This is a genomic window from Inconstantimicrobium porci (assembly GCF_009696465.1).
GTDB classification, from domain to species: Bacteria; Bacillota; Clostridia; order Clostridiales; family Clostridiaceae; genus Inconstantimicrobium; species Inconstantimicrobium porci.
The window spans coordinates 225,645-239,774 of sequence record NZ_VULX01000001.1 but is presented as its reverse complement, the minus strand read 5'-3'; the positions used below and the strand labels follow the sequence as shown (position 1 = coordinate 239,774).

General features: G+C 30.8%; 13 protein-coding genes and 1 pseudogene. 6 read left to right on the top strand and 8 right to left on the bottom strand.

Annotated features, from left to right (window positions below; translation table 11 throughout):
* Positions 1-95: 95 nt before the first annotated feature.
* Positions 96-2,270, bottom strand: a complete 2,175-nt coding sequence (locus FYJ33_RS01220) for a DNA topoisomerase III (protein WP_154529942.1) — start codon at positions 2,268-2,270, stop codon at positions 96-98.
* 184 nt (positions 2,271-2,454) lie between these two features.
* Here FYJ33_RS01220 and FYJ33_RS01215 point away from each other — a divergent pair, with 184 nt between their 5' ends.
* The 4 genes and pseudogenes from FYJ33_RS01215 to FYJ33_RS01200 all read left to right on the top strand — a co-directional run bounded on the left by FYJ33_RS01215 (position 2,455) and on the right by FYJ33_RS01200 (position 6,893).
* Positions 2,455-3,444: a sulfide/dihydroorotate dehydrogenase-like FAD/NAD-binding protein gene (locus tag FYJ33_RS01215; protein WP_154529941.1), complete on the top strand. Its 990-nt coding sequence runs from the start codon at positions 2,455-2,457 to the stop codon at positions 3,442-3,444.
* Positions 3,441-4,718 (top strand): FAD-dependent oxidoreductase, encoded by a 1,278-nt coding sequence (locus tag FYJ33_RS01210; protein WP_154529940.1) that lies wholly within the window; start codon positions 3,441-3,443, stop codon positions 4,716-4,718. Before FYJ33_RS01215 ends, FYJ33_RS01210 begins: the two co-directional genes overlap by 4 nt.
* A gap of 254 nt (positions 4,719-4,972) precedes the next feature.
* Positions 4,973-6,383 (top strand): annotated as a pseudogene (locus FYJ33_RS01205) (aminotransferase class I/II-fold pyridoxal phosphate-dependent enzyme).
* Between the two features lie 216 nt (positions 6,384-6,599).
* Positions 6,600-6,893, top strand: coding sequence for a phage holin family protein (locus FYJ33_RS01200; RefSeq protein ID WP_154529939.1), 294 nt, complete (start codon positions 6,600-6,602; stop codon positions 6,891-6,893).
* Between the two features lie 29 nt (positions 6,894-6,922).
* On the opposite strand, the gene FYJ33_RS01195 is transcribed toward FYJ33_RS01200, so the two are convergent.
* Positions 6,923-7,933, bottom strand: a complete 1,011-nt coding sequence (locus tag FYJ33_RS01195) for a D-alanyl-D-alanine carboxypeptidase family protein (protein WP_154529938.1) — start codon at positions 7,931-7,933, stop codon at positions 6,923-6,925.
* A 63-nt stretch (positions 7,934-7,996) separates the two neighbouring features.
* Between FYJ33_RS01195 and FYJ33_RS01190 the strand changes: the two genes are divergently transcribed.
* Both FYJ33_RS01190 and ytfJ read left to right on the top strand, forming a co-directional pair.
* Positions 7,997-8,581: a DUF2953 domain-containing protein gene (locus FYJ33_RS01190; RefSeq protein WP_154529937.1), complete on the top strand. Its 585-nt coding sequence runs from the start codon at positions 7,997-7,999 to the stop codon at positions 8,579-8,581.
* Complete coding sequence (gene ytfJ / locus FYJ33_RS01185) at positions 8,529-8,933, top strand: GerW family sporulation protein (RefSeq protein WP_154529936.1); 405 nt, start codon at positions 8,529-8,531, stop codon at positions 8,931-8,933. Before FYJ33_RS01190 ends, ytfJ begins: the two co-directional genes overlap by 53 nt.
* A 32-nt stretch (positions 8,934-8,965) precedes the next feature.
* On the opposite strand, the gene scpB is transcribed toward ytfJ, so the two are convergent.
* The 6 genes from scpB to spo0A all read right to left on the bottom strand — a co-directional run bounded on the left by scpB (position 8,966) and on the right by spo0A (position 14,084).
* The gene (gene scpB, locus FYJ33_RS01180; protein WP_154529935.1) at positions 8,966-9,580 is read right to left on the bottom strand and encodes an SMC-Scp complex subunit ScpB; all 615 of its coding nucleotides are present in this window, start codon (positions 9,578-9,580) and stop codon (positions 8,966-8,968) included.
* A complete protein-coding gene (locus tag FYJ33_RS01175) occupies positions 9,567-10,313 on the bottom strand; it encodes a segregation/condensation protein A (protein ID WP_154529934.1) in 747 nt (248 codons plus the stop codon). Before FYJ33_RS01175 ends, scpB begins: the two co-directional genes overlap by 14 nt.
* 216 nt (positions 10,314-10,529) lie before the next feature.
* Complete coding sequence (locus FYJ33_RS01170; protein ID WP_154529933.1) at positions 10,530-11,693, bottom strand: D-alanyl-D-alanine carboxypeptidase family protein; 1,164 nt, start codon at positions 11,691-11,693, stop codon at positions 10,530-10,532.
* A 140-nt stretch (positions 11,694-11,833) separates the two neighbouring features.
* Positions 11,834-12,460: a stage II sporulation protein M gene (gene spoIIM, locus FYJ33_RS01165; protein ID WP_154529932.1), complete on the bottom strand. Its 627-nt coding sequence runs from the start codon at positions 12,458-12,460 to the stop codon at positions 11,834-11,836.
* 62 nt (positions 12,461-12,522) lie between these two features.
* Positions 12,523-13,047 (bottom strand): NUDIX domain-containing protein, encoded by a 525-nt coding sequence (locus tag FYJ33_RS01160; RefSeq protein WP_154529931.1) that lies wholly within the window; start codon positions 13,045-13,047, stop codon positions 12,523-12,525.
* A gap of 224 nt (positions 13,048-13,271) precedes the next feature.
* The gene (gene spo0A, locus FYJ33_RS01155) at positions 13,272-14,084 is read right to left on the bottom strand and encodes a sporulation transcription factor Spo0A (protein WP_154529930.1); all 813 of its coding nucleotides are present in this window, start codon (positions 14,082-14,084) and stop codon (positions 13,272-13,274) included.
* Between the last annotated feature and the right edge of the window lie 46 nt (positions 14,085-14,130).

Genomic DNA, 14,130 nt, shown 5'->3' with positions numbered 1-14,130 from the left:
ATTTATGATAATAATGTTATTAGTTTAATTCTAAAAAATAAAGCCTCAGCCCTTAAACGGCCCGCTGCTTTATCTTATTATATCAGTATTAACAATTATTTAAACTTACCTAGTAGCGCTGCAAATGGATTATCTTCTGCTTCCTGCTGTTCGGCCTCTTTCTTCAACTTCTTCATGTAGTTATTAACTACTCTTTTGTCTACCTTAGAATTATTCTTGAATCTCTTTTCAAACATTGAAGCTTTTTCTCTGAAGTTACAGTTAGTATTTGTACATACATATATCTTTCCTTCACCCTGGCCTCTTATTTCAAGCTTTCTCTTACATTCAGGACATCTTGCATTAGTAGTTCTTGAAATACTTTCTCTATAACCGCATTCTCTGTCCTGGCATACATACATCTTTCCATGCTTGCCATTAACCTCAAGCATATACTTACCACACTGAGGACACTTCTTACCTGTCTGATTATCATGATGGAATTTTTCTGTGCCGTTTTTAACATCCTTAACTAGTTTTGTGGCATAAACTTTCATATCATCAACAAACTTTTTATTGTTTGCTTTTCCTTTAGCTATAGAATCAAGTTCACTTTCCCACTTTGCTGTAAGAAGCGGTGACTTAAGATCCTGTGGTACAAGTTCAATTAGCTGAGCACCCTTTGAAGTAGGATATATGTCCTTGCCTTTCTTTTCAATAACAAATGAGTTAAACAGCTTTTCTATAATATCCGCTCTAGTAGCAACAGTTCCAAGACCGCCTGTTTCCCCTAAAGTCTTTGCTGCATCTTTTCCTACACTAACATATTTCTGTGGATTTTCCATTGCTGAAAGAAGTGTTGCTTCATTAAATCTTGCTGGAGGAGTAGTCTGTTTCTTATTCTTTTCAACTGATACAGACTGTACTATATCTCCTTTAATAAACACTGGTAACTCCTGAACATCTTCATCTTTCATGCTGCTCTTTTCATAAACCTGTTTCCAGCCTTTCTTCTTTGTAACATTTCCTTTGGCTGTAAACTTTTCTCCTTCTACTTCCATAGTAACTATTGTCTGTTCATATTCATACGGTGGAAGAAGTACACTTAGGAACCTCTTAACTACAAGATCATAAATATGCTTTTCATCATTATTAAGATTTGCAAGGCTTCCTTTTTCTTCTGTTGGTATTATCGCATGGTGATCAGATACCTTAGAATTATCAACAAAATTCTTATTTCCCTTTATAGTAGTCTTTAATATACTTTCAGCTGCAACTCTATATTCACCAAATGCAACTGCTCTAAGTCTTTCTGGTATAGTTGCTACTACATCAGTAGTGATAAATCTTGAATCTGTTCTAGGGTAAGTTAAAAGCTTATGATTTTCATAAAGTCTCTGCATTATGTTTAGAGTTTCTTTTGCAGAATATCCCCATAGCTTATTAGCATCCCTCTGCAGCTCTGTTAAATCATAAAGGTTAGGTGCATACTTTTTCTTGTCTGTGTTCTTAACTTCTACTATCTTACCATTTCTACCCTTGCACTTATTCACTATGCTCTCTGCAGTTTCTTCTTTGAATGTTGATGTATTACCTGTTGAACTTATCCATGAGAAACTAACACCTTTTGCTTTTGCACTTATTGTGTAGTAATCTTCTGGTTTAAAATTTTTTATTTCATTTTCTCTATTTACTATCATTGCTAAAGTAGGAGACTGAACTCTTCCTGCAGATAGCTGTGCATTATATTTGCATGTTAATGCCCTTGTAACATTAAGCCCTACAAGCCAATCTGCTTCTGCCCTACATACTGCAGCTCTATAAAGATTATCGTATTGTTTAGCATCCTTAAGATTCTTAAATCCATCTAAAATTGCCTTATTAGTCTGTGATGATATCCAAAGTCTCTTAAGAGGTTTCTTAACACCAGCCTTCTCGATTATCCACCTTGCAACAAGCTCTCCTTCTCTTCCTGCATCTGTAGCTATTACTATTTCGCTTACATCATTTCTAAGAAGCTGTTTCTTAACTGCTGCAAACTGCTTACTTGTCTTCTTAAGTATTGTAAGTTTCATATATTTAGGCAGCATTGGAAGTGTCTCCATTCTCCATGTCTTATATACATCTCCATAACCCTCAGGATCCATAAGTCCAACAAGATGTCCTAGAGCCCATGTTACAACATATTTATTTCCTTCTATATAACTACCTTTATTATTACTACATTTAAGTACCTTAGCAAGATCTCTTCCTACTGACGGCTTTTCTGCTAAAACTAATGTCTTTCCCATTATTTAATTCCTTTCCTACTGCTTAATTAAAGCAGTTTTTAATTAACTTGATTAAGTAATAGTATAACACTATTTACTTATCTACATAAAATATTTTTATTATTTATAATATTTCCTCACAATTGTAACATATCAGATTTATAAAAATATCATAATATTATATTAGGCAATTATGGAGGCTTTTATGAATTTTGAGAATATTGACTGCATAGATTCCGGCACAGAATTCTGCCCATGCAAACTAGCAGAACAGAACGAGTGTATTTTATGCTCTCAGCTGAGAGGAAGACATTTTTGTGATTGTATAAACTGGAAAGGCACATGCATATATCAGGAATTTTATAATAATGGTTCAAAAGCTAAAGAGGGAAGAAAAACTATTGATTGTACTATAAATTCGATAGAACAGAAAGAAAAGAATTTAATTGCTTTATCAGCAATTGTTCCACATAAATTAGCTATCGATCTTTCTGCTCCTGGTAGTTATGTATTTTTAAGAACTGATGATAATATCTATATGGATTTTCCTATATCTGTTGCATATTCAGATACTGATTCTAATATGCTATCTTTATTTATTGAGGTAAGAGGAGTAAAGACAAAAAAACTATTAGATTTAACTAGTGGTGACACAATCGGCATAAGAGGTCCATACTGGAATGGAGTCTTTGGACTTAAAAATATAAATACATGCAAAGATTCTAACTGTATTATAATCGCTAGAGGTATAGGACAAGCGCCTATGATTCCTGTAATAAAAAAATTAATATCCAACAACAATTCAATACGATTAATAATTGATAAATCTCCTTTTAGTGATATCTATATAAATGAATATTTAAAAACTTTGAACATGACTTATGAAGAACTATCAGTAATAGATAAAGGTGAATTAACAGACAGTATTAAGCAGCTAATAACAGAAGAAAAGAAAGCAAAAGGTATCTCACTTATACATTCCGCAGGTGCTGATATATTAACATATAAGATTATAGAATTTATCGATACAGTAGATAAAGATATAAAGCTTTCCTGTTGTAATAATGCAAAAATGTGCTGTGGCGAAGGTATGTGCGGGAGCTGTACTGCACGATTTAAAGGGCACAAGGTAAAGCGTCTATGTAAGATTCAGACAGATCCGCGTAGTATTTTTGAAGGGAGGAGATTTATATGAAAATAACTATAGTAGGAGGCGGCTGGGCAGGATGTGCAGCAGCTATATCAGCAAAAAAGGCTGGTGCTGATGTTGATTTATTCGAAAAAACAGATTTGCTCTTAGGTCTAGGAAATGTAGGCGGAATAATGAGAAATAACGGAAGATATACAGCATCTGAAGAACTTATATGCCTTGGAGGCGGAGATCTTATAAAGATAACTGATGACTGTGCCCGACATAGAAACATCAACTTTCCAGGACATGAACATGCAAGCCTTTACGATGTTAATATTATCGAAGGAGTTGTTGAAAGATATTTAAAAGATATGGATATAAACGTCCATCTAATTTCCAGAATATCTGATATTGAAAAAGAGGATAATAAAATTAAAGGAATATACATTTCAACAGGTGAGTTCATCAAAAGTGATGTAATTATAGAAACTACTGGTTCAACAGGGCCTATGGGTAACTGCTTAAGGTATGGCAACGGTTGTTCAATGTGTATCCTTAGATGTCCAGCTTTCGGACCTAGAATAAGTATCAGCGAACGTGCAGGAATTGAAGATATCCAGGGCGAACGAAGTGGAGATATATTAGGTGCATTCAGTGGCTCATGCAAACTTGCCAAAGAAAGTTTAAGTAAAGAGATACGTGATAAACTTAACAAAGATGGTGTAGTAGTACTCCAGATACCAAAAGAAGATGTAAACTATGATAAGCTGAAAACTAAAGTCTGCCAACAGTATGCACTTAAAGAATTTGCTGAAAATATTATTCTGCTCGATACTGGTCATGCAAAACTTATGACTACTTACTACCCTCTGCAAAAACTCAGAAAAATACCTGGTATGGAAAATGCTAAATATGTAGATCCTTATGCCGGAAGCAAAGGCAATTCAATAAGATATCTTTCAGTAGCTCCAAGGGACAATACTTTAAAAGTCAAAGGTATTGATAATCTTTTCTGCGCTGGAGAAAAATCCGGACTCTTTGTAGGTCATACAGAAGCTATCTGCACAGGAACACTCGCTGGAAATAATGCCGTAAGATATTCACTTGGCATGCCTCTTTTAACTCTTCCAAGATCACTGGCAATAGGCGATTTAATTGCTTATGCAAACGAAAAAAGCGAAACAAGAGAAGGTAGAAGAGGCCGATATACTTTTGCTGGTTCACAATTCTTCAACAGAATGAAATCTCTCGGACTTTATACTATAGACAAAGATGAAATAAAGAAACGTGTAGATAAAATAAATCTTACAGATATTTTTAATATAAAACTTGTTTAAATTTTTATTAGCTTAAAAGTCAAAATATCCTTATACGAATATAAATCATATAAGGATATTGATGACTTTTTATTTATATTTTACGCACAATATTCATATATTTGAATAAGTATTATATCAAACTTTACTTTGCAATAATATCTAATTAAAGTAAAAGATTTGTGCATGTTAATTACATAATAAGTCTAAAAATTAGCATATTCTATAAGCTGATTTTTAGATCCTTGATTTTATAAGAAAGAAGGTATTTTAACATGGCAAATGAAAAAAATGCACAAAACAATCTCAATTCATATGTGTTAAAACAGCAAAACACACCACTTTTTAATGTTCTTAAAGAATATGCTAATCGAAAAATTATCCCTTTTCATGTTCCTGGCCATAAAAATGGACATGGTGTAGAAAAATCCTTTAAAGATTTCCTTGGTGAAAATCTATTTAAAATAGATGTAACATCTTTTGACCTAGTAGATTCTCTACATAACCCTACTAGCGCAATAAAGGAATCACAAAAACTTTTAGCTGATGCATATAATGCAGATCATTCTTTTTTTCTATACAGGGTACATCTACCGCAATACTTACCATGATACTTTCTACCCTACATGATGGTGACAAAATAGTCATCCCACGTAATGCTCATAAATCAATTATGTCTGCTATTATCTTAAGCGGTGCTATTCCAATTTACATTGATCCAGAAGTTAATGATATACTTGGTATTGCTCAAGGAGTTACTACAAAATCGGTAAAAAAAGCTCTTGAAAAAATCCAGGTACAAAAGCAGTACTGATAATTAATCCTACTTACTATGGAGTTACAAGTGATATACTCAGAATAGCAAAAATAGTTCACAGTTATCACATTCCCCTTCTTGTTGATGAAGCTCATGGTCCTCATCTTGCATTTTCAAATGACCTGCCAGTTTCAGCATTGGAGGCAGGAGCAGATATATGCTGCCAAAGTACACATAAAATACTTGGGGCTATGACTCAGTGTTCTGTACTTCATTTAAAGAGCAGATATATTAGTGCAAAGAAGGTTCAACAGGTACTGAATTTATTACAGACCACGTCCCCTTCTTATATATTAATGGCATCGTTAGACTGTGCAAGAAAGCAAATAGCTCTCCAAGGCAAAGAATTAATTGACCATAAGTGTGTTTATGATATAGATACTACAAAAATCACCATAAACTGTAGGAATTTAGGAATCACTGGCATAGAACTTGAAACAATATTGATACATGATTTTAATATCCAAATAGAGCTATCTGATTTCTACAATGTTCTCGCAGTATGTACTTTTGGAGGTTTAAAGGAAACTATTGATACTCTTATAACTGCGCTTAAAAAGATTTCAAAAAGATATTATGGTATAAAACCTCCTCTTAATGGTTTTAACTATATTCCAGCACATCCTGCAAAGAAAATGGAACCTAGACAAGCCTTCTTTCATAGTAAAAAATCACTTTCAATTATGAATAGTGTCGGAAAAATATCAGGAGAGTTTTTAATGGCTTATCCTCCAGGAATACCTATACTCTGCCCTGGAGAAACAATCACGAAAGAAATAATTGACTATGTATATGAAATGAAACAATGTGGATTAAAACTGCAGGGAACAGAAGACCCTGATGTAACAAATATAAATGTAATATTTTAAAATCAGGTCACAGATAACGATGAAACTCCCTAAAATAAGTTTCTCAAAATAATAAATTTCTTTTCTGTGACCTATTCCATAATACCTGTAACATCTGCTATGAATATATGTTTAAAGAAATATTTTTTATATTAATAGTTCTCTCTTTTAAAAGGTATTATTTAAGTTTATATCGAATATAGTTATAATAAATAATTTAAAAGTGAGGTAATTAATATGGATTTACTTCAATTTGTACCTACTGACCTAATGATTTTGATTCCTGCATTATATATCATTGGAATGTTTTTAAAAAGTACACCTAAAGTTAAAGATTGGACCATTCCATGGATACTTCTTGCACTAGGAATATTAGGCGCAGTTCTTCTAAGGAAAGATTTTTCTATAAATGAGATAATTGAAGGAATTATCTGCGCAGGAGCTTCTGTATTTACAAATCAACTTTTTAAACAGACTACAAAAGGTGTATCTTCTGCTTCATCAGAAGCAAAAAATAGAGACAATACGTAAGTATCATCTCCAAAAATAAGTAGGGGGGATTATATTGTTACTACTCTATACATTATAGTCTTCCCCTCATTGTTTTGTACCACAATTTTATAAACATTTTCCGCCATTTTATCTTTCTTTATCTTATAATTATCACCTTTTTTAACTGCAAAATTAAGATACTTTTTTTCATTGTCATTTATCTTCAAATCTTTGAATACTTCATTATAATCTACACTTATAAAATCATATTCATCTTTCACCATATTATAAAGCTGCTCAGTTGTCTCCCATCTTGATGGCGCATTTAATGTAACAATTATAATATTCCTGTTATTATGATATATAGATGTGACAAGACATTTTCCTGCCTGACCTGTATAACCAGTCTTGACGCCATTAGCATCCTGTATTCTCCATAAGATTTTATTTATATTATTATAATCTCTATTAAAATTATATTTATCTTTTTTGATTTCTTTAGTACATACAATTTCTCTAAATAAAGGATTTTCCATACCAACAGAGGTTATCAAAGCAAGATCGTATGCCGAACAGTAATGATTTTGAGAATCTAAACCATGAGGACTTTCAAAACTACAATCCATAACACCAATAACTTTTGCAAACTCTCTCATGGTAGACGCAAAATTTTCAACACTTCCACTTATACCCTCTGCTATTGTTATCGCCGCATCATTACCAGACCTTAACATAAGCCCAAACATAAGTTCTTTAAGTGTCAATTCCTCACCTGCCTTATATCCTACTTTAGAGCCACGTATACTGGCAGCATTTTTGCTAACAGTGAATTTTTCATCTAATCGTCCACTATTTAATGCTATAATTGTTGTTAAAATCTTTGTTGTACTTGCCATTGGTACAGGTTCATATGATTTTTTCTCAAAAAGTACCTGCTTACTATCACCATCTATTACAATTGCATTTCGTGCATTAACATATTTTTTAGATTTTGCACTACATTCTACTGTAAGTAGATTCATAAATAAAATTAAACATGCTGCTAAAAAACTGATACTTTTAATTAATACTTTTTTCATAATTTCACCTCATATAGTTTAATTATTTTACTTTTAGTCAATACTGTTTACAGGAGGAATTATATGAAGATTATATTAGCACTTTTTATTATTGTATTTTTTATTCCAATACCTATAAAGATACTTTTTTTTTATAAGGACAAAAATGCTGTTCTTAAAATTTACAGTAAAAATATCAATTTAAATAAATCAATGAATATAACAAAAGCATCAGAATCTGTTAATAAAAGTGCTGTGATGAATTCTACAAATAAAGGTAAATCTTTTTATTTTTTAATATTAAAAGATTATCTAAAAAGACTAAGCAGTACTAAATTTAAACCAAAACTAATTCTTGGTTTTTCATTTAAATATAGTACAAACGATGCAGCTGTAACTTCACTCATTTATCCATTAATAAATGAATTTCTTTCTTTAGTTTGTACAATACTTAAGATTCCATTCAAATTAAAGTTTAAAACTGTATCAATTACACCTGAGTATAAGAATAAAGTTGATATAGATTTAGTAATTAACTGCATATTTATCGTTAATATAGTAAAACTAACATATATGATTATTCTTTTATTAATAAGTTATTTAGGAGGATTAAAGCATGGAAAGTCATCCAATAGAAAATTTAATGAGGTCAACTTTGGAAAATCTTAAAGATATGATTGATTCCAACACAATAATAGGTGAGCCTATAGAAACTAAAGATGGTGGTTATATAGTACCTGTATCTAAGGTTTCATTCGGATTTGCATCAGGCGGCAGTGAATTCCATCCCAATGAACGTGATACTCACAATCCATTTGGTGGCGCATCAGGTGCAGGTATTACAGTAAAACCAGTAGCCTTTCTAGTACTAAAGAATGGAGTTTCAAGGCTTTTGCCAGTAGAAGCAGATACTTCAATTGATAGAATTATTGATACAATCCCACAAGTAATTGATATGATAAAAAGTGCTTTTTCTGATAAAAAAAATGCTTTTACTACCTGTGAACAAAAAGAAGAGTAATAAAAAAGGAATGATCGGCATTATTACAGCGATCACTCCTTTTTTTCTTTATCTGCTGCAGTTTCATCACTAACGTCATCGTTGGCTGCATCCTCAAATAAGTTTAATGCTGGCAGCTGCTTTATATCATGTAGATTAAACTGTCTTAAAAATTCATCTGTAGTGGCAAATTGTTTTGGTCTTCCTGGAACATCAAGTCTGCCAACTTCTTTAATAAGATTTCTCTCTATAAGTTTCTGGACAGCTGATTCACTCTTTACTCCTCTTATTTCATCAATTTCTATTCTTGTTACAGGCTGTCTGTATGCAATAATGGCAAGACTTTCAAGCGATGCCTGTGAAAGTGTCTGCCTTACATTCTTCTTTAGAAGCTTCTGAATATAATCACTATTTTCAGGTTTAGTTACAAGCTGATAACAATTATTTAATGAAATAAGCTTTATTCCTCTATCTCTGTTATTGTAATCTTCTTTAAGTAATTCTATTACTATTTCAGTCTGACCTTCTGAAATATCAAGAATTCTTGATATTTCTTTAAGCGAAATAGGTTCTCCGCATACAAATAACAATGATTCTACTGCAGATTTATATTTACCTTTATTAGATACTTCTTCAAATTCAAACTGTGAAAATTTAATCTTGTCCATCTGTTTCTACTCTTTCTATAATAATATTTTCAAAATTTTCTGATTGTATAATTTCAATACTTCTCTGCTTAATAAGTTCAAGAAGTGCTAAGAATGTAACAATCACTTCCATCTTACATTCGCATTGTGACGCAAGTTCATAAAAAAAGAAATTTCTTTTTCTATGTAGCTTATTTAAAATAACATTGTACTTATCTTCTATCTTATACTTATCTACTGGAATTCTTTTCTCAATAACATTAGTTGTATTCTGTTTCTTTTTATACTCCTCTACCATTTTACAATAAAGTGAGTATAAGTCTAATATAGTCTTATCATTTATAAAATCTGATTTATTGTCAAACTTACTATCATCTATTACTTCCGGCTTTTTGGGATAAATTGTTCCCGCATAAAGACTCTGCTCTTCAAAATATCCTGCAGCTTCTTTAAATAGCTTATATTCTAATAGTCTTTCCACAAGGTCTTTTCTTGGATCTTCTTCAACTTCCTCAAGTTTTGGTTTAGGAAGAAGTGTTTTAGATTTTATTTCAAGTAGAGTTGCTGCAACTACTATAAATTCAGAAGCTATCTCCATATCAAATTCTTTCATCTTATTTATATAGTCTAAATATTGTTTAGTTATTTCATATATTTTTATATCATATATATCCATCTTATTCTGCTTAATTAAGTGGAGAAGCAGATCAAACGGTCCATCAAACTGTCCAATCTTAATATTTGGTAATGACAATGTTTTTTCCTCCAAACGAATTAAACTCTATACATAATAATATCAATATATGTTTGCAGTGTCAAAGTTCATTTTCGAATATATGTTTTATACATTAAAAAAGTTTCTCACTACTTTTCTATAGTGAAAAACTTCTTAAGTTGCAAGCATAATAATGCCTTGATATTCTGATATTATAGTATTGTAATATCAGAATATTATAATACTATAATGCTTTTATACTCCATTTTTAAATAGGTTTTTCAAATTAAATTTTATATTATCAAACAAGTTACCTCTTCGTACATCTCTATCTGAATATACCTTTACTTCTCCAAGTTTCTCATTATCAATATAAAATTCACATTTTCCTATTTCTTCACCTTGATTATATTTTTTCTTTTCTTCATTAAGAGTTATTCTTCTCTCAATTTCATCTTTAGAACCTCTTGGCATTACTATATTTAAATCATCCTTTGATTTTAATATAAAGAATTTTTCACCGTCTTTATCTAAATTAACTTTTGTAATATCTTCATCTTTTCCTATAATCTTTTTATTCTGAAATTTGGAAAATCCATAATTTAAAAGCATGCTTGCATCTCTATTTCTAATCTTATATGTAGGTGCGCCCATAATAACTGAAAGCATTCTTACACCATCTCTAACTGCAGTTGCAGATATACAGTATTTAGCTTCATTAGTAAAGCCTGTTTTTAAGCCATCACATCCCTTAAAGAAACGTACCAATTTATTATGATTAACAAGTTCGATAGGAGATTTTCTTCCCTCACTTATATTATCCATATATGTTCCTGTATATTTTAGTATGGTAGGATGCTTTAATAATTCCCTAGACATAATTGATATATCGTATGCACTAGTATAATGATTTTCCATTGGAAGTCCTGTACAGTCTCTAAAATTTGTATCATTCATCCCTAGTTCTTTTGCTCTCTTGTTCATCATTTCAACAAAAGCCTCTTCTGTTCCTCCAATATATTCTGCCATTGCAACTGCAGCATCATTACCTGATGCTATAGCAATACCTTTAAGTATTTCTTCAACAGTTCTTATTTCACCAGTATCAAGAAGCATTGTGCTTCCTCCCATTTTCTTAGCATTTTCACTGGCAGTTATTTTATCACTTAATGACATTTTGCCACTATCAACAGCTTCCATCGCAATCAGCATTGTCATTATTTTAGTGACTGATGCAGGGGCAAATTTTTCATGGGCATTTTTCTCATATACAATTTTTCCTGAAGAAGTTTCCATTAATATAGCTGATTTAGCTTCAACCTGTATTTCTTCGCTGCATTGTACCTCTTTTGGCAGACACATAATAGAAGTTGCTGCTATTAATATTTTTGCTACAATTCTTCTTAATCTTTTGTTCATAATGCATTTCCTCCTCTCGCATATATTTTGACCTTTTTTCTCTTTTATATCGCAAGAAAATATAATCTATAATTCTATAAAATTAAAAAGATAGAAAAATTTATTCCTACTATCTTTTTTATACAACAAGGGATATTAATTTATATATTAAGTTTTAATATAACCATTTTTAAAATATTAGGCAAAAGAAATGTCTCAAATATAATGGCTACAACAATAGGTACTGCAATAGATAACGATGCATTAACATATTCATTAATAAATTCAGTCTTGTTAATTTTCTGAAATTTATTTTTTAACTTATCATATGAATACGATGAGGCTATTGTTGCAAGCATAATAAAACATGGTAAATATATTAGATTCTGAGGTACTATACCCACAAGAGATACACACAACCCTTTGACGTTAAACATTTGAATAAACACAGTAAATGTGTAACCCATCATATATCCTTTAAAAAGCATAATTAAAAAAACAAAAGGTGATCCTAATGCCCAATTTCCTAAAATAAATATTATCATAAATATTGTCAAGTTAGATAAAATTGAACTTAACAACACTTCTTTATAAGATATATCCCTACTAGATATAAATGTAAATAACTCTTTAAAATACGAATTCAAATCAGATGTATTACCTTTAGTATACGCTACAGAATTAACTCCAAGTATAATTCCTGTCAAAAAAAATGCTATTGTTATTATCAAAAATACATTATTCATTCTGATGTTTCTAAATTTGTTTTTAAAATACATGTTCATCATAATACCTCCTAAAATAACTTAATAATATATATGAAAAATATTATGATGGTATACTAAAAACTTTATATTTCAAGATAACTTAACACAGCAATAGTTTTTGCATCAGTTATTTCTCCTCTTCTAATCATCTCTTTAAATTCTGTGATTTTTATTTTCTTTACATTAATAAATTCATCATCATCCCTATTTATCTGTCCTTTATATAAGCCTTCTGCCTTATAAAGATAAATATATTCATCACAAAAACCTGGAGAAATCGCTATCTTTCCTAAAAATTCAAACTTTTCAGCTTTCAGTCCCGTTTCTTCTTCTAATTCTCTTATACCACATATTTTAGGGTCCTCGCCGTTTTCTCTTTTTCCTGCTGGAAGTTCTAATGTTACTTTATCAATAGGCTTTCTATACTGTTCAACCAGAAGAATTGTATCATCGTCAAATAATGCTGCAACTGCAACTCCACCTGGATGTCTAACTATATCTCTTGTAGAAGTATTTCCATTTGGAAGTTTTACTACTTGTTTTATAACTTTTATAAATGAGCCTTCATACTTTAAATCTTCTTCTATAGTTTTCTCTTCTAAATTCATATATTCTCCTTTACCTTACCGTGAATTTTTTTATGTATTATATCACAAATTTATATAATACATAAAAATAAAGCACTATCTAATTTATTAATTTCCACTTTATGAAAATTAACACTATCAGTGCTTTTTTAAATAAATATTTATAATCTTAACAAGCGATGTTAATTAAAACTACTATTTATCTTAAGATAAATTATTATATAAGAATGGATTTATTTTAAAATTTAGCTTACTTTATTTTGTAGTCTAAGCTTGTCTGCTACCATAGCAATAAATTCTGAGTTAGTTGGCTTACCTTTATCATTGTGTACAGTATATCCAAATAACTTATTTATAGTTTCTACCTGTCCTCTGCCCCATGCAACTTCAATGGCATGTCTTATAGCTCTTTCAACTCTAGATGCAGTTGTATTATATTTCTTAGCTATTGATGGGTAAAGTTCTTTTGTAACTGCTGATAATAATTCAACGTCATTAACTACCATTGTAATTGCTTCTCTAAGATACATATAACCTTTAATATGTGCAGGAACACCTATCTCGTGAATAATATTTGTTATTTCACCTTCTAAATCAGCTGGATCCTTTGATACTTCGATTCTTGATGCTTCAGGCTGAACCATTTGAATAGTTCTGTTAGTATCTTCTATAGAACCATTTGAAAACATTTGTCTTATTCTCTTTGTAAGGACTTCCATATCAAATGGCTTAACAACATAATAGTCTGCACCTAATGTTATAGCATTCTGTGTAATTTTATCTTGTCCAACTGCAGATAACACAATTATTTTAGGTATTTTGTTTAATTTCATTGTACTAAGTCTTTCTAATACACCTAGCCCATCTAAATGAGGCATTATAATATCAAGCACGATTAAATCAGGATTTTTTTGCTGTATCAAGTCTAGCGCCTGAAGTCCATCGTTTGCAATACCAGTCACAACCATATCTTTTTGATTTAATAAATAATCATTTAAAATGTTACAAAATTCTTTATTATCATCTGCTATTAAAACTGAAATTTTTGAGTTTTCCATATATTTCTCTCCTTCTTGATTCCATTTACTTATAATATTTAATTCG